This window comes from Mesorhizobium sp. M4B.F.Ca.ET.214.01.1.1, from assembly GCF_004791545.1.
Classification (GTDB): Bacteria; Pseudomonadota; Alphaproteobacteria; order Rhizobiales; family Rhizobiaceae; genus Mesorhizobium; species Mesorhizobium abyssinicae.
The window spans coordinates 64,450-84,774 of sequence record NZ_SRUX01000016.1 but is presented as its reverse complement, the minus strand read 5'-3'; the positions used below and the strand labels follow the sequence as shown (position 1 = coordinate 84,774).

The 20,325-nt window shown below is 64.5% G+C and carries 19 protein-coding genes, 1 tRNA gene and 1 pseudogene; 13 read left to right on the top strand and 8 right to left on the bottom strand.

All coding sequences use genetic code 11. From position 1 onward, the window contains the following. The first annotated feature begins 53 nt into the window (after positions 1–53). The 5 genes from EN857_RS27015 to EN857_RS26995 all read left to right on the top strand — a co-directional run bounded on the left by EN857_RS27015 (position 54) and on the right by EN857_RS26995 (position 5,695). Positions 54–626 (top strand): cytochrome b, encoded by a 573-nt coding sequence (locus EN857_RS27015; protein WP_127391977.1) that lies wholly within the window; start codon positions 54–56, stop codon positions 624–626. Between the two features lie 69 nt (positions 627–695). Continuing rightward, the gene (locus EN857_RS27010; RefSeq protein WP_127391976.1) at positions 696–1,271 is read left to right on the top strand and encodes a YceI family protein; all 576 of its coding nucleotides are present in this window, start codon (positions 696–698) and stop codon (positions 1,269–1,271) included. A 371-nt stretch (positions 1,272–1,642) separates the two neighbouring features. Next, on the top strand, positions 1,643–2,629 hold the full coding sequence (locus EN857_RS27005) for a Gfo/Idh/MocA family oxidoreductase (protein ID WP_127391975.1): 987 nt from the start codon (positions 1,643–1,645) through the stop codon (positions 2,627–2,629). Positions 2,630–2,711: 82 nt separating this feature from the next. After that, the gene (locus tag EN857_RS27000; protein WP_135859388.1) at positions 2,712–4,370 is read left to right on the top strand and encodes an FAD-binding dehydrogenase; all 1,659 of its coding nucleotides are present in this window, start codon (positions 2,712–2,714) and stop codon (positions 4,368–4,370) included. 125 nt (positions 4,371–4,495) lie between these two features. Next, positions 4,496–5,695, top strand: a complete 1,200-nt coding sequence (locus EN857_RS26995) for a caspase domain-containing protein (RefSeq protein ID WP_135859387.1) — start codon at positions 4,496–4,498, stop codon at positions 5,693–5,695. Between the two features lie 100 nt (positions 5,696–5,795). Here the strand turns inward: EN857_RS26995 and EN857_RS26990 are convergent, their stop codons facing one another. Beyond that, positions 5,796–6,161, bottom strand: coding sequence for a VOC family protein (locus EN857_RS26990; protein WP_135859386.1), 366 nt, complete (start codon positions 6,159–6,161; stop codon positions 5,796–5,798). A 1-nt stretch (position 6,162) separates the two neighbouring features. Here EN857_RS26990 and EN857_RS26985 point away from each other — a divergent pair, with 1 nt between their 5' ends. Both EN857_RS26985 and EN857_RS26980 read left to right on the top strand, forming a co-directional pair. After that, positions 6,163–6,627 carry a hypothetical protein gene (locus EN857_RS26985; RefSeq protein ID WP_245511349.1) on the top strand — a complete coding sequence of 155 codons (465 nt, stop codon included), beginning with the start codon at positions 6,163–6,165 and terminating at the stop codon, positions 6,625–6,627. Positions 6,628–6,683: 56 nt separating this feature from the next. Continuing rightward, positions 6,684–7,571, top strand: coding sequence for an RNA polymerase sigma factor (locus EN857_RS26980; protein ID WP_135859385.1), 888 nt, complete (start codon positions 6,684–6,686; stop codon positions 7,569–7,571). Positions 7,572–7,735: 164 nt separating this feature from the next. Here EN857_RS26980 and EN857_RS26975 read toward each other — a convergent pair whose 3' ends face one another. The 3 genes from EN857_RS26975 to EN857_RS26965 are packed head-to-tail and all read right to left on the bottom strand — an operon-like array spanning position 7,736 to position 10,370. Beyond that, positions 7,736–8,632, bottom strand: a complete 897-nt coding sequence (locus EN857_RS26975; RefSeq protein WP_135859384.1) for an NAD(+)/NADH kinase — start codon at positions 8,630–8,632, stop codon at positions 7,736–7,738. Between the two features lie 10 nt (positions 8,633–8,642). Continuing rightward, the gene (locus EN857_RS26970; protein ID WP_135859383.1) at positions 8,643–9,626 is read right to left on the bottom strand and encodes an SPFH domain-containing protein; all 984 of its coding nucleotides are present in this window, start codon (positions 9,624–9,626) and stop codon (positions 8,643–8,645) included. A gap of 21 nt (positions 9,627–9,647) precedes the next feature. Continuing rightward, entirely contained in the window at positions 9,648–10,370 is a 723-nt protein-coding gene (locus tag EN857_RS26965) for an NUDIX domain-containing protein (RefSeq protein ID WP_135859382.1), read from the bottom strand. Positions 10,371–10,593: 223 nt separating this feature from the next. On the opposite strand from EN857_RS26965, the gene EN857_RS26960 reads away from it, so the two are divergent. Then, positions 10,594–10,953 carry a VOC family protein gene (locus EN857_RS26960; protein ID WP_127286821.1) on the top strand — a complete coding sequence of 120 codons (360 nt, stop codon included), beginning with the start codon at positions 10,594–10,596 and terminating at the stop codon, positions 10,951–10,953. Positions 10,954–11,092: 139 nt separating this feature from the next. On the opposite strand, the gene EN857_RS26955 is transcribed toward EN857_RS26960, so the two are convergent. Beyond that, positions 11,093–11,169, bottom strand: a tRNA-Arg gene (locus EN857_RS26955). A 137-nt stretch (positions 11,170–11,306) separates the two neighbouring features. Continuing rightward, positions 11,307–12,794: a HAMP domain-containing sensor histidine kinase gene (locus EN857_RS26950; protein ID WP_127286822.1), complete on the bottom strand. Its 1,488-nt coding sequence runs from the start codon at positions 12,792–12,794 to the stop codon at positions 11,307–11,309. Positions 12,795–13,069: 275 nt separating this feature from the next. On the opposite strand from EN857_RS26950, the gene rpmH reads away from it, so the two are divergent. From rpmH to yihA, 5 genes are all read left to right on the top strand, one after another. Beyond that, positions 13,070–13,204, top strand: coding sequence for a 50S ribosomal protein L34 (rpmH, locus tag EN857_RS26940; RefSeq protein WP_008833937.1), 135 nt, complete (start codon positions 13,070–13,072; stop codon positions 13,202–13,204). A 16-nt stretch (positions 13,205–13,220) separates the two neighbouring features. Next, positions 13,221–13,574, top strand: a complete 354-nt coding sequence (gene rnpA / locus EN857_RS26935) for a ribonuclease P protein component (RefSeq protein WP_127286823.1) — start codon at positions 13,221–13,223, stop codon at positions 13,572–13,574. A 13-nt stretch (positions 13,575–13,587) separates the two neighbouring features. Beyond that, complete coding sequence (gene yidC, locus EN857_RS26930; protein ID WP_127391942.1) at positions 13,588–15,402, top strand: membrane protein insertase YidC; 1,815 nt, start codon at positions 13,588–13,590, stop codon at positions 15,400–15,402. Between the two features lie 274 nt (positions 15,403–15,676). Continuing rightward, positions 15,677–16,315, top strand: coding sequence for a CatB-related O-acetyltransferase (locus tag EN857_RS26925; protein WP_127311061.1), 639 nt, complete (start codon positions 15,677–15,679; stop codon positions 16,313–16,315). Beyond that, entirely contained in the window at positions 16,315–16,965 is a 651-nt protein-coding gene (gene yihA / locus EN857_RS26920) for a ribosome biogenesis GTP-binding protein YihA/YsxC (protein ID WP_135859381.1), read from the top strand. Before EN857_RS26925 ends, yihA begins: the two co-directional genes overlap by 1 nt. 70 nt (positions 16,966–17,035) lie before the next feature. On the opposite strand, the pseudogene EN857_RS26915 reads toward yihA, so the two are convergent. Then, positions 17,036–19,253, bottom strand: a pseudogene (locus EN857_RS26915) (FtsK/SpoIIIE domain-containing protein). A gap of 211 nt (positions 19,254–19,464) precedes the next feature. Further along, the gene (locus tag EN857_RS26910; protein ID WP_127311063.1) at positions 19,465–20,181 is read right to left on the bottom strand and encodes a TetR/AcrR family transcriptional regulator; all 717 of its coding nucleotides are present in this window, start codon (positions 20,179–20,181) and stop codon (positions 19,465–19,467) included. Between the last annotated feature and the right edge of the window lie 144 nt (positions 20,182–20,325).

The window sequence follows — 20,325 nt, the reverse complement described above, 5'->3', positions numbered from 1 at the left end:
GTGGGGCATAGGGTAGCCTGGAAGAAAGCTGACCTCAGCGGCGTTTTTCGACCATGGAATCGTCAATCACCAACACCTCAACCCGCTATGGCTGGGCGATGATCGTCCTCCACTGGGTGATCGGGATCATCTTCGTCGGTCAGTTCGTGCTCGGCTTCGTGATGATGCGGATCGAAAGCCAGCGCACCGCCTTCGAGCTGATCCAGTTGCACAAGTCCTTCGGCTTCCTGCTGCTCGGCCTGATCATCCTGCGCATCGCCTGGCGGCTCGGCAACATCGTGCCGGCGTTGCCCTCCTCGGTCGGAGGCCTGGAGCGACAAGCCGCGCCGCTCGCGCATTTCGCGCTCTATCTCTTCCAGATCGCCCTGCCGCTCTCCGGTTGGGCGCTGGTGTCGGTGTCGACGCTGGAGATCCCGAGCATGCCGTTCAACCTGTTCGTGATGCCCAACCTGCCACTGGCTGTATCCGACGCGGCGGAGAGTTTTTGGACGGCAGCGCACTGGTACCTCGCCTATGCCGGCATCGCGCTCGTCGTCCTGCATATCCTGGCCGCGTTGCGCCATCATTTCTGGCTGCGCGACAGCGTGCTTGCGCGCATGATCACGCCTTCGTCAGGCCGGGAATAGAAGACCGCCGTCGTTCGTTGGTGAGGCGAGAAGACAGCAATGCGCTGCCTCAGAAAAAGGACCTCCCCCATGCATGCGCGCATCCTTGGATTGGCGGCCCTTGCCGCTTGCCTTGCCGTGCCCGCCATCGCGGCGGTGGCGCTCAGCGACGCCGCCGGCAGCTACACGATCAGCCCGGCCGCATCGAACATCCGCTTCACCATCGGCAAGGCGGGCGGCGGCGGCTTCGACGGCGCCTTCGCCCGCTTCAAGGGCAGCATCCGCATCGACAACGGCAATGTCGAACGCTCGCAGGTCAACCTCACCATCTTTCCCGAGAGCGTCGGCACCGGCCAGAACCGCATCGATGCCTTCCTGCGCTCCGACGCGGTGTTCGACAGCACCAACAGCCCGGAAATCCAGTTCCGCTCGACCAATGTGACCCGTACCGGCGACACGACGGCCTTGGTCACCGGCCGGCTGACGGCGCGCGGCAAGACGTTTCCGGAAAAATTCACCGCCGAGCTCAGCAGCCTCAAGGCCGGCACGATCAAATTCCACGTCACCGGCAAGGTGTTGAGGTCACGCTACGGCATGGATGTCGGCACGCCGATCTATTCCAACGTCGTCAACTTCGACATGACGCTGACGGGCAAGAGGGGCTGAGGCGCATTTCCTCGCCCCCGGCAAAGCGGGCCACGCTATGCACACATCTTCTGTGATTGGCGTGACTGATCAGGCCGTAGCTTGATTGCCACGTGGTTCCCCCAATCCGTCGCTGCTTCGCAGTGCCACCTTTCCCCCCTCCGGAGGGAAAGGAAGGGAGCGTTGCTGGAGGAGCGTTGATGGCAAAAAGCTAGGCGCCTTCCTCTACCCCGTCGATCGGGGGAGAGGTGGCTCGGCGAAGCCGAGACGGAGTGGGGGTCGACCAGCGCTACATTGGACAATGCATGCGCCAAGCCACGGAGTGTCTGCGATTGGCTTTTCCCCTGAATTGGGGCACACCTCCATGATGCAATTCGACATGGAGAAGCGTGATGTTCCGATGGGGTGTTCTGTCGACGGCCAAGATCGGCCGCGAGCAGCTGTTACCGGCGATCGTCGAGGCGGAGAACGGCATCCTGTCGGCGATCGCCAGCCGCGATCTGGCGAAAGCCCGGGCACTGGCCGACCGTTTCGGCGCGCCGCATGCTTTCGGCTCCTATGAGGAACTGCTCGCGTCGAAGGACATCGACGGCGTCTACATCCCGCTGCCCACCTCGCAGCATGTCGAGTGGACGGCCAAGGCGATCCAGGCCGGCAAGCATGTGCTGGTCGAGAAGCCGCTGGCGCTCGACGCCAAGGACATCGCGCCGCTGATCAAGCTGCGCGACGAGAAGAAGGTGCTGGTCTGCGAAGCCTTCATGGTCATCTACCACCCGCAATGGATCAAGGTGCGCGACCTGATCGCCAGCGGCGCCATCGGCCGGCTGCGCCACGTGCAGGGCGCGTTCTCCTATTACAATGTCGACCCCAAGAACATGCGCAACCAGCTTGACCTCGGCGGCGGCGCGCTGCCCGACATCGGCGTCTACCCGACGGTGTCGACGCGCTTTTCGACCGGCAAGGAACCGCAGCGCGTGCAGGCGACGATCGAGCGCGACAAGACCTTCGGCACCGACATCTATTCCTCGATCCGCGCCGACTTCGGCGACTTCGAACTGTCCTTCTACCTGTCGACGCAGATGGCGGCGCGGCAGGTGATGGTGTTCCACGGCGAGAAGGGTTTCATCGAGGTGTTCTCGCCGTTCAATGCCGGGCTCTACGACCACCATCGGGTCGAGCTGCATAACCAGAACCACACCGAGGCGCAGGTGTTCCGCTTCCCCGGCACGCAGCAGTACCGGCTGGAGGTCGAGACCTTCGCCAGGGCGGCGCAGGGCGGCAAGGAGCGCGTCTTCACGCTGGAGGAATCGGTGCTCAACCAGAAGGTCATCGATGCCATCTTCCGCGCCGGCGGCAAGGACGGCTGGGAACCGGTCTGAGTCTTTGTCTTGACGCAATCCGGACGGAAAACCGCTTCACACTTTTCCTGGAATTGCTCTATCGGCCTTGGGGGGAGCAAAAATGGCTGACGACGCGGACGTCATCATTGTCGGCGCGGGGCTGGCCGGCCTCGTCGCCGCGGCCGAGCTGGCCGAGGCCGGCAAGAAGATCATCATCGTCGACCAGGAACCGGAGCAGTCGCTGGGCGGCCAGGCCTTCTGGTCGTTCGGCGGTTTGTTCCTGGTCGACTCGCCGGAGCAGCGACGCATGCGCATCCGCGATTCGCACGATCTCGCGCTGGAAGACTGGATGGGCACCGCGGCTTTCGACCGCCCGGAAGATTTCTGGCCGCGCAAATGGGCCGAGGCCTATGTCGGCTTTGCCGCCGGCGAAAAGCGTTCCTGGCTGATCGAACGCGGGCTGAAATTCTTTCCCGTCGTCGGCTGGGCGGAACGCGGCGGCGGCAACGCCATCGGCCACGGCAATTCGGTGCCGCGCTTCCACGTCACCTGGGGCACCGGCCCCGGCGTGCTCGAACCTTTTGTCCTGCGTGTCCGCGAGGCGGCGATGCGCGGGCTTGTCCAGTTCAAATTCCGCCATCGTGTCAACGAGCTGACGCGAACGGGCACGACCGTCGATGGCGTGCGCGGCGACATCCTCGAGCCAAGCAGCGTGGAGCGCGGCCGCAAGAGCGCGCGTGACATCGCCGGCGATTTCGAACTTCACGCGCAAGCGGTGATCGTCGCCTCCGGCGGCATCGGCGCCAATCACGAGCTGGTGCGCAAGAACTGGCCCGAGCGCCTGGGCAAGGCCCCATCGCGGATGATCACCGGCGTGCCCGACCATGTCGATGGCCGTATGCTGGCCATCACCGAAGCGGCCGGCGGCAGGGTCATCAACCGCGACCGCATGTGGCACTATGTCGAGGGCATCAAGAACTGGGCGCCGATCTGGACCGACCACGCCATCCGCATCCTGCCCGGCCCGTCGTCGCTGTGGCTCGACGCGCGCGGCAAGCGGCTGCCGGTGCCGCTCTATCCGGGCTTCGACACGCTCGGCACGCTCAGCCACATCATGCGCACCGGCTTCGACTATTCCTGGTTCATCCTGACCAGGAAGATCATCCAGAAGGAGTTCGCGCTGTCGGGCTCCGAGCAGAACCCGGACCTGACCGGCAAGAGCTGGCGCCAGGTGCTGGGCCGCGCCACGTCGGGCATTCCCGGCCCGGTGAAAGCCTTCATGGAGAAGGGCGAGGATTTCATCGTCGAGGCCGACCTTTCGACGCTGGTCAAGCGCATGAACGCGCTGGCCGGCGGCGAACCGCTATTGGAGGAGGCCCAGGTCGAGCGCGAGATCCGCGCCCGCGACCGGCAGCTCGACAATCCGTTCTCGAAAGACATGCAGATCACGGCGTTGCGCGGCGCGCGCGCCTATCTCGGCGACAAGCTGATCCGCACCGCAAAGCCGCACAAAATGCTCGATCCGGCGAACGGCCCGCTGATCGCGGTGCGCCTCAACATCCTCACCCGCAAGACGCTCGGCGGCCTGCAGACCGATCTCGACAGCCGCGTGCTCGATGCCGGGGGCCTGCCGGTCCCCAGCCTCTATGCGGTCGGCGAAGCCGCCGGCTTCGGCGGCGGCGGCGTGCATGGCTATGCGGCGCTGGAAGGCACATTTCTCGGCGGCTGCATCTTCTCCGGCCGCAGCGCCGGGCGGTCGGCGGGCGGCGCGGTGGTCTGAACGATCGACGGCGTTCCCGCAGGCTCGTGCCGTCGGGGGCGCCTCGTTTGCCGCATCAATCTCTTGTGTGGGTACCCCCGCGCATTAACAGATGCTAACATTCTTCGTTCCTCGGGAACGTCGCAATGTCCAAGATTTGCTTGTTGTGCGCGTGCCTTCTTTTTCTGGCTGGCTTGTCGGGACCTGCGTCCTCTGAGGCCGAAATCATTCAGCGCAGTCACAGATATGCACTTGTCATCGGCAACTCCGCCTACCGCTATGCGCCATCGCTCCCCAACGGGGTGAATGACGCGAATGCGATCGCTCGAATTTTGGAAGAGACCGGGTTTAAGGTCACGCTTGGCCTGGATGCCGACGCCTCAACGTTCAGGGAACTCATCGGGAAATTCAGGCGAAACTTGCAGCCGGGTGATGTCTCGCTTTTTTACTACGCCGGACACGGGCTCCAAGCGAACGGAGAAAACTACCTATTGCCTGTTGATGCCGCCCTTCACCGTCCGGCCGACTTGGCTCTGGAGGCTGAGCGCTTGCAAGACATTATCGCAGCCATGACGGCCGAGGAAAATACCGCCATCGTCCTTCTCGATGCCTGTCGGGACAATCCTTTCGTCAAGCAGCTAAGTGGACAGAGTCAGAGTCGCGGCTTTGCGATAGAAAAGGGGCTGGGAGCCCTGGATGCCGGCAGGGGGGTCTTCATCGGCTTTGCAACACAGCCCGGCAATGTCGCTCTCGATGGAGCCGTCAATCATAGCCCGTTTGCAGACTCTCTTGTGAAGCGCATAAAGACTCCCTCGATCGACATTGAAATTCTCATGCGTCGCGTCCGCTTGGACGTCATGAACGCGACGGCTGGAAGGCAGGTTCCCTGGAGCAATTCGTCCTTGGTGGAGCCGGGGTTCTCATTCAACCCAGATCCCACATCCAATAATCAGTCTCCGTCAGAGCTTCCTCAGCCAGACATCAATACGGCGAAAGACCTCGAGTTTTGGAAATCGATCAAGGATACATCCGATGTCTCCATGTATCGTGCCTATCTGGCGGCATTTCCGAATGGTGCGTTCATCGAAATAGCGAAGAGCCGAATTGCCAAGTTCCAAGCACCTTCGCCGCCACGCAAGAAAACCCTAACAAGGAAAGTCAGTCGCAAGCCGCAAGTCTCGCTGCCGATCAACGAGCCTTCCGCCAATCGTTCGGCGGAAACGACCGCACCTGCCAAGCAGGAATCCGTTGGACGATGCAGGGATGGCAACAAAGAGAGATGTCGCGAGAGATGCCGTGAAGGCGTAAGGCGAGCCTGTCGCAAGCTGCAACAGCTTGGGGGTTAGACGAGCCACGGATTATCGCCTTGCGTAGCAAATTCGGGTGCGGCGGGCGTGTTCGCTTGATCCCACAATCCGACATTGCACGTGAGGGCATGCGTCCAGATTACCGGCTTGCCAGCACCATTCGGTTGCCCTCGCTGTCGCGGAACTCGGCGACGGTGCGGCCAGGCTGCCATGGCGCTTGCTGCGGCTCGGTGATGATTTCGACACCGCGCGCCTTCAACGCGGCGATTGTCGTTTCGACATCGCCATCGACCAGCACCAGCACCGGTTCGACCCCCGGCGCCTCGTCGGCGCGTCTGACAAAATGCAGGTTGGTGACGGCGTCGGGCAACGCCAGCTCGATCCAGCGCCAGCCGCCCTCGCCGATCGGCTGGTCGGCTATCACCTGGCAGGCGAAATGGTCGGTGTAGAACGCCTTGGCGCGGTCCTGGTCGAACACCGGAAGTTCGGCAAACTGGATATGCATGATGTCTCTCCTCATCGCGGAGGCCGCCGCGCGGCCTCGACGAATGAAAGACGACGCAGACGCGCAAAAAGATTCGGGCCACCTTGAGAATCTTTTCGATGCTGCGGAACGTCTTTTGTGGGCAACCCCAGAAGAGGAGATGACAATGGGCTACACTCTCATCCGCTACGGCGTGAAGGATGAAAGCATCGCCGAAAACCGTACCCTGGTTGCAAAGGTCTTCGAGGCGCTCGACGAAACGAAGCCGCTATCCGTGCGCTACCTCGTTCTGGAGCTGGAGAATGGCGAGTTCGTGCATCTTGTCGGGTATGACAAGGACAGCGCCGCCCTGACCGGGCTCGACGCCTTCAAGGCTTTCAGCGCCGACCACGCCGGGCGGCGGTCTGGCCCTCTCGCCCGATCGGCGGCAAAAATCGTCGGCAACTATCGTATGCTGGACAATGCCAGTGAGGCCATGCCGGCCTGACCTCAGTGCCGGCACGGCCCTGGCGCCGTGCCGCAGCCTGCTCGGGAATGAACGCAATGATGTCATCGAAATTCGACCGGGCGGCGCTGGACGCGATGCTGGCCGGCCTGCGTCCGAAGTTGCACCGCTACGCAGCCCGCATGGCCGGCTCCGTCATCGACGGCGAGGACATCGTGCAGGAGACGGTGCTGAAGGCGCTGCAGGCGCTCGACGGCAACGCCGCAGTCGACCGTCCGGAGCAATGGCTGTTTCGCATCGCCCACAACGCGGCGCAGGACCATCTGCGCCGCCGCCAGCGGGAGCGTTCCCGCCTAAGCGAGGCCGATATGACCGGAGTGGAAGACCTCTCCGCCAGCGCGGAGGCGAGGCTTGCAGCTGCCACCAGCCTGCGCACCTTCATGCAGCTCACTCTGCCGCAGCGCAGCGCCGTTATCCTGGTCGACGTGCTCGGCCTCAGCCTTTCCGAAACCTGCGAAGCGACGGGCGCGACGCTGGCCGCCACCAAGGCGGCACTGCATCGCGGGCGGGCCGAGTTGAGGGCGTTGGCAGCAGCGCCGGAAGAGGCCGTCATGCCGGCGCTCGATGCCGACGACGAGCGGCGACTGCGCCACTACGTCGACCTGTTCAACGCGCGCGACTTCGACGCCGTCAGGGCGCTGATCGCCGAGGATATCCAGCTCGAAGTCGTCAACCGCACGCGTCTCAGAGGCAAGAAGCAAGCCTCGACCTATTTCGGCAATTACGACCGCGTCAGCGATTGGGCATTGTCGCTCGGTTTTGTCGACGGCCGGCCGGCGATCCTGATCCGCGATCCGAAGGTTCCGGACGGCGCGGCGCGCGGTTTCATGCTGGTCGAGTGGCGCGGCGAAGAGGTCGCGGGTATCCGCGATTTCCGCTACGCGCCCTACTGCCTGGCGGATGCGGATATCCGTCCGATCGACTGAACGGAAGCAAGGCGCCATCACTGCCCGAACAGGTCGGTGGACATGCCGGATCGGGCCACTCGGCCGTACCGGCAAGGCAACGCAGGCGGGGTGGCCCTAGACCGTCCCGTCGAACTGGCTGGCTCCGACGCGGCGGCATCCACCTCGCGCCAGCATGCTGTCGGTCACTGATCGACGACGAGCCGCAGCGCCCGCGATGCCGGCTGCAGCTGGACCTGCCTGCCCCAGTCGAAAGCGATGAAATCCTGTTCGATGCCGTCGGCGAAGATCACGCCGCCCTCGTTCATCCGCGATGTGATGAGGAGCGGGCTTTCGGTGATCTTGCCGGCGCGCAAATTCGTGGCGGTGGCGACGCTCGGAAACGGCTCGCGCACCCAGAAGCCCACCGCGTGCTCTTCGCGCCCGAGCGACAGGTCGAGATGCGTCGCTTCCATGATCGAGCGCGCCCAGCCCGTCGCGCCGGTGCCGGAGGCGACGATGAGGCCGCTGGAGGAATGGTTTTCCGCCTCGCCCTCCGCCTCGATCCGGTAACAGGCCGACTGGTGGCTGCGGTGGCCGACGAAGATCTCGTTGAGCGCGAGGAGCGTTTCGCCGCCATCGAGCTCGGCCTGAACCATGGTTCGCGATTCGATGCCGACATTGCCGGCTATGCTGGCGGCGAGCAGCTTGCCCAGCCGGCCGACGCCGATGCGGACCAGCACACCGTCATAGAGATCCGGCGCCGGATTGACGCCGACCACCGGCTGGCCGTCGAGGTACTTGGCGACATTGGCGACCAGCCCATCCTGTCCCACCGGCACGACAACGTCGTCGGCCGCGAACAGGAAGCGGTCGAGGTCGGCGCGCTTGACCAGGGTCTGGCGCCAATCCGCCGGCACCGAGGCCCGCGCCGCGCCCAGCACGGCATGGAACTTGTCGTGCCGGACCTCGACATCCTCGAGACGCTGGCCGCGCGTCTGCAGGAAGAAGCGTGCCTGGTCGCGCGTCGCGTGGCGCGCGACCAGAAGCTCGTAGTCGGTCTCGCGCGTCACGAAGACCGCGCGGGGTCGGTTCGCCGCCATGCTTCACCCCTCAGCGGGCCTCGATCACCGCCGGGCTCTTGCGGAATTCGCCGAGCACGGTGGCGAGCAGGTCCGGCGTCACGTTGACGTGCTCGATCTTCTCCAGCTTGCCGGCGAGCTGCTGGGCGGCGAGGCCGAGCAGGATCGCGGGCGGCAGGTCGCGGTAGATAGCGATGCGCTGCCGCTCGGCCTCGGCCCTGGCGCCCTCGACGGTGCGGATGCGCTCCGCCTCGGCGGCCGCCTCGACCTGCTGCGCCTCCGCCGCGCCGGTGGCGCGGTTGCGGGCGTTTTCGGCCTCCTCGGCAATCAACAGCTTCTCGCGCCGCGCCAGTTCCGTCCTGGTCGCCATTTCATTTTCGGCGATGGCGCGCTCCTTTTCGACGGCGAGCGCCCGACGCTCGAAGGTCGCTTCGTCGGCCTTCTGCTGCAGCGCCTCGAAGGTCGGTGTCTGCAAGGCCCGCTCGAGCTCGCTCGTCGGGGTGAGGTTGGTGAGCCGCACGGTGACCGCGGCGACGCCAATGTCGATCAGCGCCGGGTCGGCGGCGACAACCGCCTGCAGCCGCTCGCGCAACGGGGCGGGGCCGGCGTCGAGAAGCGCGCGGACCGGCGCCTGTCCGAGATATTGCTGCACCGCCTGGTTGGCGATGCCGGCGATGCGCGCCTGTATCTTCTCGATCGGCTCGCCCTGTGGCTTGCCGGTCCTCAGATTGATGCTGAAATCGACGCGCTCCGCCAGCCGCCCGGGATCGACGACATGCCAGCCGATCGTGCCCTGCACGGCCACGGTCTGGAAATCCTGGCTGCGGCCCTTGACGAACAGCGTCATCTCGCGGTCGTCCATCGGCACTTCGGCAATGCTGGCGGTTTCCGGCGCGAACCAGAATACCAGGCCGCGGCCGCTCTGCTTCACGCGACCATCGCGATAGCGGATGACGTGGCTGCTTGCCTCGCTGCGGAGCTGGGCGATGAAGCCGAAGTTGCGGATGGTGGCCATGGTAGTCTCTCCCTCAATCGGTTACGGACGCTGGAAACGGTAAAGTTCTGCCGGTCGGTAGGCGGTGCCCGCCTCATAGGCGCCGGTCGCCGTCAACCAGCCCTTGTCGAGCAGCCGCCGGCGAAAGGCCGGCTTGTTGAGCGATGTGCCGAGAATCGCCTCGTGCACATCCTGGAGCTGCCGCAGCGTGAACAGTTCCGGCAGCAGCGCGAAGGCGACGTCGGAATAATCGAGCTTGCCGCGCAGCCTGAGCATCGCCATCGCCAGGATGTCGGCGTGGTCGAAGGCGAGCGTGAGCTTTTCGTTGTCCAGCGACAGCACGTTGACAGCACCGCCGGCCTCGCCGGTCCAGGGCACATGGATCGCTGCAGGCAGCAGGGCCGGCATCGCGCGAATGGCTGCTTCGAAGGCCTCCTCGGTCAGCAGAACGAGATTGGCAACGCTGATGATGCGCATGCGCGGATCGCGATCGACCGCGCCGAAGGTGTAGAGCTGTTCGATGCGAGCACCCTCAATTGCGGCCTTCTCGCGCAGCACCCGCGCGGCAACGGCATCGAGGGACTCGTCGATGCCGACAAAGCCGCCCGGCAACGCCCAGCGGCCTGCGTGCGGATGCTGGTCGCGCCTGAGCAGCAGGACCGTGGGGCGCCCGTCGCGCAGCCCCAGCAGGACGAGGTCGACCGCCACCGACGGCCGCTGGAATGCGCTGGGGTCGTAGTCCTTGAGGAAATCGGTCTCGCTCATTGACGTGTCTCGTGTCTATTGCGCAAGTTACATATATCTATCTTGAATATATGTCAACTGACACGCAGGAGTTCGAGAGACGGTCAAGAAGGTGAGCGTAGATCGTCCGTGCACCTGTCCTGCGCGCTGATCGCCGTCAACTCGATGTCAGGGTGCTGTTGGAACGCCACGCGGATCCGCGCGTTTGCAGGTCAAGCTGTGCGGTCAAAACGGAGCTCGCGCAATGGCCTCCATCCGCTACATCGTGACGGACGTCGATAGGTCGGTCGAATTCTATCGCGACAGACTCGAGTTCTCTGTGAACATGCACAATCCCGGCAAGTTTGCAGCGCTCGCTCGTGATGATCTGACGCTCTACTTGAGCGCCCCCGGAGCGGGTAGTGGAGGAACAGCCGGCGGCACTCCGGAGCCTGGCGGCTGGAACCGGTTCATGATCATCACGAAGGACCTGGATGGGCTCATCAGCCGGTTGAATGCCGATGGGGCCGAATTCAGAGGCGAAATCAGCGAAGCGGGAGCCGGTCGAGCCAGGCTTCTGAAAGACCCATCGGGCAACCTGATTGAACTGTTTGAGTTCAAGTAATTGAAGCTCCTGACGCCCGCCGCAACCTGGGGCAACCCCAAGGGCCATCGAGCTGTTGAGGAGGTGTCGGATTGCGGGTAGGTGACGATCTGCTCGTTGCCCAGGCGGAAGGACGGAGTTCAACGCATCGATGGTGAAATGGCGCGCCCGAAGAGATTCGAACTCCTGACCCCCAGATTCGTAGTCTGGTGCTCTATCCAGCTGAGCTACGGGCGCGCAACAGGCCATGCTTTGCATAGCCCCGCGATCCGATCGTGACGACCGGCCGCGACGAGACGTGTTCCCTAACGACTGAATTTCCGAAAAGCAAGCCGATCCGGCAAAAGTTTTGTCGCAGGTGCTTTTTGTCCGGACTAGGCCGGTCGGCGCAAACTTCCGCGCGCCTGGTCGAGGCGGACCGGCTGGTCGGGGATGGTGACGGCGAAGGTGGTGCGCCCGCCGATCGATTCGACCAGCTCGACCGTGCCGCCATGGGCGCGGATCAGCTCGTAGGCGATGGCCAGCCCCAGCCCGGTGCCGCCGCTGCGCGCCGAGCCGCGGAAAGCGGCGAACAGGTTCTCGCGCGCTTTCGGCGGCAGGCCAGGTCCGGTGTCGGTGACGACGATGCGGCTGACGCTGCCCAGGCGCTCGGCCGAGACCGCCAGCCGGCGCACGACCGCGCTTTCGGTGTCGGCCGCCATCGCCTGCACCGAGTTGCGGCAGAGATTGGTGAGCACGCGAAACAGCTGGTCGGAATCGGCGTCGACCTCGAAGGCGTGCTCGACACCGTTGACGAAATCGATGCCCTCCTCGATGTCGAGCAGGCCGTGCACGTCCTCGACCAGTTGGCGCAGCCGCACGCGGCGGCGCGACGGCGGCGGCTCCTGCGTGCGGCCATAGGCGAGCACGCCTTCCGAATAGGACACGGCGCGGTCGAGCGCGCGCAGCAGCTTCGGCGCGAAGGACTGCACGGTCGGGTCCTTGACCAGCCGCAGGCGGTCGGACATCAGCTGCGCGGAGGCCAGGATGTTGCGCATGTCGTGGTTGATCTTCGACACGGCCAGCCCGAGATCGGCGAGGTGCTTCTGCTCGGAAAGCATCTTCTGCAGCCGTTCCTGCATCTGCGACAGCTCGCGTTCGGCGACGCCGATCTCGTCGGCGCGGGCGGCGGGACGGATGATGCGGCCGGGGTCGTCGGGCGCCTCGGAGAAGGACAGCATCGAGCGCGTCATGGTGCGGATCGGGCCGATCATGATCAGGTCGATCGCGGCATAGACCAGCATGGCGGTGAACAGCGAGATCAGCAGCGAGACGAAGGCGACGTTGCGCGAATAGACCAGCATGGCGCTGCGCAAGGCATAATCGGGCATGATCAGCTCGAATTCCTTGTCGCTCTCGCCGACCGGGCCGAACACGCGCAGCATGCGCTTGCCGCCGAAAAACAGCGTGTCGAGCGCCCCGGTCATGCCGTCGATCATGCCGACCTTGGAAATGTCGATGTGCTCGTCGACCTGCGGCGGCATCTCGGACACCACCAAAAGCCGCGAGACGCCGCCGTCGCGCACGGCGATCGCCTTGGCGCCGATCGCCATCAAAACGTCGTTCTGGGCCGTGCGCGAGAGCGAGTTGGGCTCGCCCTGCACCAGCACGATCGAGACCGCGGCCGCCGTGCCCAACCGCTCCTTCAGCCAGCTCACCCGGTAGCTGGCGATCCAAGGCAGGAAAATCAGGATTTCGGCCAAGAGCACGAAGACGATGGTGAGCAGAAGAAGCTTGGTCGACAGGCCGCGCGACAGGGGCACCGTGCGGGCGGCGGTGCTCGCCGCGCCGGCCCTGTCGTCCGTGGCTTGGGCTTCAGTCATGCTTCAGGTCTTCACAAACACTTGATAGCGAAGATTAGGCGATTACGGCTTTTTTGCCAATTTCGTCCTTGCCGGATAAAAAACATCCACCGCGCGATCGCGACAAAGGGCGCAGCGGCGCCGGATTGACTTCCAAAACCCTTCTTTCTATAAGCCCGCTCACGCTCGGGCCATTCGTCCCGGCGCGGTTTCGATCGCGCCTAAACCGGCCCGGCAAAGCTCCTGTTACAGAGTGACAGAATCAAGAAGGGCCGCACCCCGCGGTATTAAAACAAATGAAGCGTACCTACCAACCGTCCAAACTCGTCCGCAAGCGCCGGCACGGTTTCCGTGCTCGCATGGCCACCAAGGGTGGTCGCGGCGTCGTCGCAGCCCGCCGCAACCGCGGCCGCAAGCGGCTCAGCGCCTGAACGGAAGACGAGATCGTTGCCCGCAACCGGCAAGCCAGTGGGAGCACATCCCAAGCGGCTTCTGAAGCGCGCGGATTTCCTGGCTGTCCGCGGCGGCGAGAAGCGCCGCGGGCGGCTTTTCCTCGTCGAGGTTCTCGACCGTGGCGACGGATTGTCGCCGCGCGTCGGCTACACCGTCACCAAGAAGGTCGGCAATGCGGTCGTGCGCAACCGCGTCCGGCGCCGGCTGAGAGAAGCCGTGCGCACGCACGCGGCCGATGACATGGCGCCCGGCAATGACTATGTCATCGTCGGGCGTGAAGACGTGATCGCCATTCCGTTCGGCCAGTTGAAGGCCGAGCTTTCCCGCCGACTGCGCGGAACACGATAGGCCAAGGGCTTCGATGGAAAACAACCGCAATTTCTTCATCACCATCGCGCTGTCGGTGCTGATCCTGACGCTGTGGCAGGTGTTCTACATGAACCCGCGCGTCGAGCAGCAGCGCGAGGCGGCCCGCATCGAGGAACAGCGGCAGGCCGAGCAGAAGAAGGCGGCCGAAGCGGCCAATCCGGGTGCTGCCGTCACGCCGGCCCCCGCGCCCGGCGCCATTCCGAGCGCTCCTGGCGGCGAGGCCGTGACGGCGGCCGGCCGCGCGCAGGCGCTGGCCGCGACCAGCCGCGTCAAGATCGACACGCCGAGCCTGGAAGGTTCGATAAACCTCACCGGCGCGCGCCTCGACGACCTCAAGCTCAAGCACTACACCGAGACCGTCGACAAGAACTCGCCCGAGATCGAGCTGCTCAACCCGTCGGCGCTGCCCAACGGCTATTTCGCCGAGATCGGCTTTGTCGGCAACGACAAGACCGGCGCGGTGCCGGGCGCCGACACGGTGTGGACGGTCGACGGCAACGCCACGCTGACGCCGTCGACGCCGGTGACGCTGACCTATACGAACGACAAGGGCCTGACCTTCAAGCGCACCGTCTCAGTCGACAACGACTATATGTTCACGGTCTCCGACACTGTGCAGAACTCAGGTACGGCGCCCGTCTCGCTGTTCAATTACGGCCGCGTCACCCGCTTCGACAAGCCCGCCGTCGCCAGCACCTATGTGCTGCATGAGGGTCTGATCGGCTATACCGGCACGGAAGGCCTGCAGGAGCACAAATACGCCTCGATCGAGAAAGACAAGCAGGCCCAGCCCGGCAAGTCGACCGACGGCTGGCTCGGCATCACCGACAAATACTGGGCGGTGACGCTGGTGCCGACCGAGAAGCAGCCGTTCCAGCCGCGCTACGCCTATTTCGAGGACGGCCGCCACCGCTACCAGTCAGACTTCCTGACCGACGCGATCAATGTCGATGCCGGCCAGTCGGCGACGGTCGAGACCGAGGTGTTCGCCGGCGCCAAGGAAGTCGCCAAGATCAACGCCTACGCCGAGGACCGCCACATCAAGCGGTTCGACCTCTTGATCGACTGGGGCTGGTTCCACTTCATCACCAAGCCGATGTTCTGGCTGATCGACACGCTCTACAAATTCTTCGGCAATTTCGGCCTGGCCATCCTCGCCACCACCGTCATCGTCAAGGCCATCTTCTTCCCGCTCGCCAACAAGTCCTACGCGTCGATGGCAAACATGAAGAAGGTGCAGCCGAAAATGCTCGAAATCCGCGAGAAATACGCGGACGACAAGATGAAGCAGCAGCAGGCGATGATGGAGCTCTACAAGACCGAGAAGATCAATCCGCTGGCCGGCTGCTGGCCGGTGGCGCTGCAGATCCCGGTGTTCTTCTCGCTCTATAAGGTGCTCTACATCACCATCGAGATGCGCCACGCGCCGTTCTTCGGCTGGATCCAGGACCTTGCCGCGCCCGATCCGACCTCGATCTTCAACCTGTTCGGCCTGATCCCGATGACGCTGCCGCATATGCTGATGATCGGCGTCTGGCCGCTGCTGATGGGCGTCACCATGTTCCTGCAGATGCGCATGAACCCGACGCCGCCGGATCCGACGCAGGCCGCGATCTTCACCTGGATGCCGATCATCTTCACCTTCATGATGGCGGGCTTCCCCGCCGGCCTGGTCATCTACTGGGCCTGGAACAATCTGCTGTCGATCCTGCAGCAGGGCGTGATCATGAAGCGCCAAGGCGCCAAGATCGAATTGTGGGACAATCTGGCGGCGCTGTTCCGCAAGAAACCCTCGCCGGCGGAATAGCCGGCAGCCCGATCAATTGTCTTCGAAAAACCCGGCTCGTCCGGGTTTTTTGTTGGCGCCCGGAAACTACGGCTCGGCGTGGTCCGTAGCTTTCTCAGTCCTCCCCAAGAAGCCGCGACGGCTTCCGGCGCAGCGACGCCGGTGTTTGGGAGGTCGTCCGGCAGGCCGGGGTCACCGCGCTGCTTCGCGGGACCCCGGCTTCAACAGCGCGGGTAGACCCGGTCGCCGCCCGTCCCTAAGCTCCGTATGCTGCAAGTGTGGACGGAGCCAGCCGATGACCGGACCCAACCCCAACATCAAGCACCCGATCCCGATGCATCCGCGCGTCGGCTTCCTGAAAGGACTGGTCAGCGCGCCCAACATCGAGGTCGGCGACTTCACCTACTATGATGATCCGGACGGACCGGACAAATTCGCCGAGCGCTGCGTGCTGCACCATTATCCGTTCATCGGCGACAAGCTGATCATCGGCAAGTTCTGCGCCATCGCCGAGGGCGCGCGCTTCATCATGAACGGCGCCAACCACGCAATGTCGGGCTTCTCGACCTATCCGTTCAACATCTTCGGCCATGGCTGGGAGGAAGGCTTCGACCCGAAGACATGGGCGAAGGAGATCCGCGGCGACACGGTGGTCGGCAACGATGTGTGGATCGGCATGGATGCGGTGATCATGCCCGGGGTGACAATCGGCCATGGCGCCATCGTCGCGGCGAAATCGGTTGTCACGCACGACGTGCCGGCCTATGCGATCGTTGCCGGCAACGCGGCCAAGGTGGTGAAGATGCGCTTCGACGACAAGACGATCCGGCGGTTGCTGATGGCAGGCTGGTGGAACTGGCCGGTGGACAAGATCGGCCGCAACCTCGACGCCATCAGGGGCGCCGACATTGCCCGGCTGGAGGCAGCCGTCTGATGGACAAGACCGTGATCGGCACCGACCTGTTCACCCGCGGCTGGGTCTTCATCCGCGGCGTGCCGGCGATGAAGTTCCTGCCGCAGGAGGGTCCGCCGGAGATCGCCTTCGCCGGCCGTTCGAATGTCGGCAAGTCGTCGCTGATCAACGCGCTGGTCGGCCAGAAGGGGCTGGCGCGGACCTCGAACACGCCGGGGCGCACGCAGGAACTCAACTATTTCGTGCCCGACGGTTTTTCCGGCGAAGGCGCCGACCTGCCGCCGATGGCGCTGGTCGACATGCCCGGCTACGGCTATGCCAGCGCGCCGAAGGAAAAGGTCGACGACTGGACGAAGCTGGTCTTCGACTACCTCAAGGGCCGCGTCACGCTGAAGCGCGTCTATGTGCTGATCGACGCCCGCCACGGCATCAAGGCCAAGGACGATGAGGTGCTGTCGCTGCTCGACAAGGCGGCAGTCTCCTACCAGATCGTGCTGACCAAGACCGACAAGATCAAGGCAGCCGGCGTGCCGCGGCTGATCGAGGAGACGCTGGCCAAGATCAAGAAGCGGCCGGCCGCCTTCCCGTTCGTCCTGGCGACGTCGTCGGAAAAGAGCGACGGGCTGGAGGAACTGCGCGCCGCGATCGTGCTGGCCGCCAACGGCGGCTGACGCACCCGCCGCGAAGGCACGTCCGGTCAAGCAAGACCGGCGTATCGCCCGGCCCCATCCCCGATCCTCGTCAATCCGTTTCGTCGCGCTCCGGCGCGTGGTCCCGCCGGCCGGCCAGGATTTCACGCTTGCCGACGTGGTTGGGCGTGCCGACCAGGCCCTCCTTCTCCATGCGTTCGACCAGCGATGCGGCGCGATTGTAGCCGATGCCGAGGCGGCGCTGGATGTAGGAGGTCGAGCATTTCTTGTCGCGCTTGACCACTTTGATGGCTTCCTCGTAGAGGGCGTCGCCGTCCTCTTCGGCCATCGCGCCCTTGTCGAAGACGGGACCCGCGTCGGCCGCCTCTTCTTCCGCCTCCTCGTCGGCGGTGACCGTTTCGAGATATTCCGGACGCCCCTGCGCCTTCAGATGCGCCACGACATGCTCGACCTCCAGGTCGGAGACGAAGGGTCCGTGCACGCGGACGATGCGACCGCCGCCGGCCATGTGCAGCATGTCGCCCTGGCCCAGCAACTGCTCGGCGCCCTGCTCGCCCAGGATGGTGCGGCTGTCGATCTTCGACGTCACCTGGAAGGAGATGCGGGTGGGGAAATTGGCCTTGATGGTGCCGGTGATGACGTCGACCGAGGGGCGCTGCGTGGCCATGATCAAGTGGATGCCGGCGGCGCGCGCCATCTGCGCCAGCCGCTGGATGGCGCCCTCGATCTCCTTGCCGGCCACCATCATCAGATCGGCCATCTCGTCGACGATGATGACGATGTAGGGCATCGGCGCCAGGTCGATTTCCCGTTCCTCGAACAGCGGCTCGCCGGTGCCCTTCTCGAAGCCGACCTGCGCCTGCATGACAACGACCTCGCCGTTGTCGCGGGCGGTGGCGGCGCGCTGGTTGTAGCCGTCGATGTTGCGCACGCCGAGGCGCGCCATCTTGCGGTAGCGGTCCTCCATCTCGCGCACTGCCCATTTCAGCGCCGTGACGGCCTTCTTGGAATCGGTGACGACGGGCGTGAGCAGATGCGGGATGCCGTCATAGACGGACAGTTCCAGCATTTTTGGGTCGACCATGATGAGGCGGCATTCCTCCGGCTTCATCCGGTAGAGCAGCGACAGGATCATGGTGTTGATGGCGACCGATTTGCCGGAGCCGGTGGTGCCAGCGACCAGCAGATGGGGCATCTTGGCCAGGTCGGCGATGACCGGCTCGCCGCCGATCGTCTTGCCGAGGCCCAGCGCCAGCTTGCAGGACGTGTTGCGGAAGCCGGCCGATGCGATCAGCTCGCGGAAATAGACCGTCTCGCGCGTCGTTCTGTTCCATCCGCTCCTGCGACATGTAGAAGCCCTGGCCCTCCGGCGGCATTTGCAGCAGGTCCTCGGACGGCAGCTCGTAGCCGGACGGGGCGGCCGACGGCACCACCTTGCCGGCGACGGGCAGAGACGGCGCGCGCTTCGCGGTCCGGGCGCTTTTTGGAACGGAAATTGGCGCGGCAGGCTCCGCCGCGGGCGCGCGAGGTTCAATCTCCACCGAAGCAGGCCGTGCGGCAGGCGTGCCGGCCTGTGCAGGGCTTGCGGCCGGCCCGTTCGAACGCCATTCGATGATGCGGTAGGACGAAATTGCCTCGACCGGGGCGGCGGATCCGGACCGGATCGGTCGCGCCGGAGGATGCACCGGCGCGGAGGTGGGAGGTGGCGACGATTCGTTCAGGCGAGCCCGTGCCAGGCGCTCGGCGAGCAAGGGCATGCTGAATTCGAAAAACGCATCATCGGAAAGATAGGACCAGCGGAATTTCGGCGGCTGCGCCTTTTGCGCCGGAGCAGCGACCGCCCGCGGCGGAGCGGCGATGGCCTGTGGCGGCTTGACGATGGCCTGCGGCGGCTTGATCGAAGCAGTAGAGGGCGCAGCAAGGATTTCCCGGGCCGGCGCGACCGGCCGGGGGGCCGACGGCGCGGGGCGGACGGAATCGCCGCGGGAAGGCGCCGCCTTGGCCGGTGGTTCATCATCCGGCTGCGCCGTGGGCCGCTTGTCGGACTCCGGCGTGCGGGTGAAACGCACATTGGGCGCGAGGAAGAAATATTGCTGCCAGGTCGGGCGGCCGAACTCGCCGCCTTCAGTCGAATCAACCGAGGCGGCAGCGTCCGAATCGCCTTCATCGGCGGCTCGCAGCGTGACGACCTGCCCGGTTTGCCGTTGCGGCGGCGCGGCCGCGCCATGGTGCCGGGCATCTTCCGGATGACTGCCATCGCTGTCGCCGTAGGGGGAAGCGCCGGAAGGATTGGCACGGGTAAAACGCATGGATGTCACACTCGAGATTCGTCGAACAAACGTGTCCCGAGACATAGGAACCGATGGTTAACAAGCTCTTCCGGAGAGCTCCGATCGACAGTCGATTTAGGCTGGAGCACGGACGTGCCCGGCGGACACCGAGGCCGGTTACGACGCTGTCTGCGTCGCGTCGTCAAGGCACGCCGCGAACCTTCGCAACCGCTCCGCGCGCTTCAGGTTTTCACACCGACTGTGCCGCCTGCTCCTCGGCCGCGAGCTTCTCGGTCCCGTAGGCCTTCAGGAACATGCCGACGCCCGACCTGACGACATGGTCGATCTCCTCCTGGCTGGGGGCCTTGGTGCGGTAGGAGAATATGCACTGCCGGAAAATACCGGCCAGGCAGAGTTCGGTGAACTGATAGGCGGCAAGATCGACATCGTCGATCTTGAGCAGGCCGCGCTCGATGGCGGCATTGAGGAAGGCCATGACCTTGTCATGGCCGCGTTTCGGGCCGCGCTCGTAAAACCGGGCGCCCATGTCGGGTATCCTGTCTGCCGCGCCGATCACCGTGCGCTGCGCCTGGATGACCTTGGCCGAGGTGATCTTGAGCGACAGCACCTTGCCGAACTTGACCAGTGTCTCGCGCAGATCGCCGGCGCGATCGAGCATCTCGTACATGTTCTTGAAGATGGTGCCGCGCTCTTCCTCGATCAGCGCCTCGAACAACTCTTCCTTGTTGGCGAAGTAGACATAGATGGTGCCCTTGGAGACACCGGCCTCGCGGGTGATGTCGTTCATCGACGCGGCCTCGAAGCCCTTGTCGATGAAGACACGGCGCGCGCCCTCGATGATCTGGCTGCGCTTGACCGGATCCTGCCCGGCCGCCGGGCGGCCGCGACGCAGGCTGTCCAGCACGTCGCACTGGTCGTTGCCGGGGTCCGACACTGTTTCGCCCATAAAAGTCACACCTCGCAAAATAATTCGAACCAACCGGTTCGATTGCCTCTTGATATGGGCCTGTTTTAGCGCTAAGTCAATCTCCAGATCGAACCGAACGGTTCAGTATAACAGAATTTCCTCATATAAACCTGCTGAGAGATA

Excerpts from the sequence above, each read along its gene's own strand:
- EN857_RS26950 (WP_127286822.1), bottom strand. The coding sequence starts at position 12,794 with ATGACTGAAGCCCAAGCCACGGACGACAGGGCCGGCGCGGCGAGCACC.
- EN857_RS26975 (WP_135859384.1), bottom strand. The coding sequence starts at position 8,632 with ATGGCGGCGAACCGACCCCGCGCGGTCTTCGTGACGCGCGAGACCGAC.
- EN857_RS27015 (WP_127391977.1), top strand. The coding sequence starts at position 54 with ATGGAATCGTCAATCACCAACACCTCAACCCGCTATGGCTGGGCGATG.
- EN857_RS26970 (WP_135859383.1), bottom strand. The coding sequence starts at position 9,626 with ATGGCCACCATCCGCAACTTCGGCTTCATCGCCCAGCTCCGCAGCGAG.
- EN857_RS26960 (WP_127286821.1), top strand. The coding sequence starts at position 10,594 with ATGGCCTCCATCCGCTACATCGTGACGGACGTCGATAGGTCGGTCGAA.
- EN857_RS27010 (WP_127391976.1), top strand. The coding sequence starts at position 696 with ATGCATGCGCGCATCCTTGGATTGGCGGCCCTTGCCGCTTGCCTTGCC.
- rpmH (WP_008833937.1), top strand. The coding sequence starts at position 13,070 with ATGAAGCGTACCTACCAACCGTCCAAACTCGTCCGCAAGCGCCGGCAC.
- EN857_RS26965 (WP_135859382.1), bottom strand. The coding sequence starts at position 10,370 with ATGAGCGAGACCGATTTCCTCAAGGACTACGACCCCAGCGCATTCCAG.
- EN857_RS27000 (WP_135859388.1), top strand. The coding sequence starts at position 2,712 with ATGGCTGACGACGCGGACGTCATCATTGTCGGCGCGGGGCTGGCCGGC.
- EN857_RS26985 (WP_245511349.1), top strand. The coding sequence starts at position 6,163 with ATGTCTCTCCTCATCGCGGAGGCCGCCGCGCGGCCTCGACGAATGAAA.
- EN857_RS26995 (WP_135859387.1), top strand. The coding sequence starts at position 4,496 with ATGTCCAAGATTTGCTTGTTGTGCGCGTGCCTTCTTTTTCTGGCTGGC.
- yidC (WP_127391942.1), top strand. The coding sequence starts at position 13,588 with ATGGAAAACAACCGCAATTTCTTCATCACCATCGCGCTGTCGGTGCTG.
- yihA (WP_135859381.1), top strand. The coding sequence starts at position 16,315 with ATGGACAAGACCGTGATCGGCACCGACCTGTTCACCCGCGGCTGGGTC.
- EN857_RS27005 (WP_127391975.1), top strand. The coding sequence starts at position 1,643 with ATGTTCCGATGGGGTGTTCTGTCGACGGCCAAGATCGGCCGCGAGCAG.
- EN857_RS26925 (WP_127311061.1), top strand. The coding sequence starts at position 15,677 with ATGACCGGACCCAACCCCAACATCAAGCACCCGATCCCGATGCATCCG.
- EN857_RS26990 (WP_135859386.1), bottom strand. The coding sequence starts at position 6,161 with ATGCATATCCAGTTTGCCGAACTTCCGGTGTTCGACCAGGACCGCGCC.
- EN857_RS26910 (WP_127311063.1), bottom strand. The coding sequence starts at position 20,181 with ATGGGCGAAACAGTGTCGGACCCCGGCAACGACCAGTGCGACGTGCTG.
- EN857_RS26980 (WP_135859385.1), top strand. The coding sequence starts at position 6,684 with ATGATGTCATCGAAATTCGACCGGGCGGCGCTGGACGCGATGCTGGCC.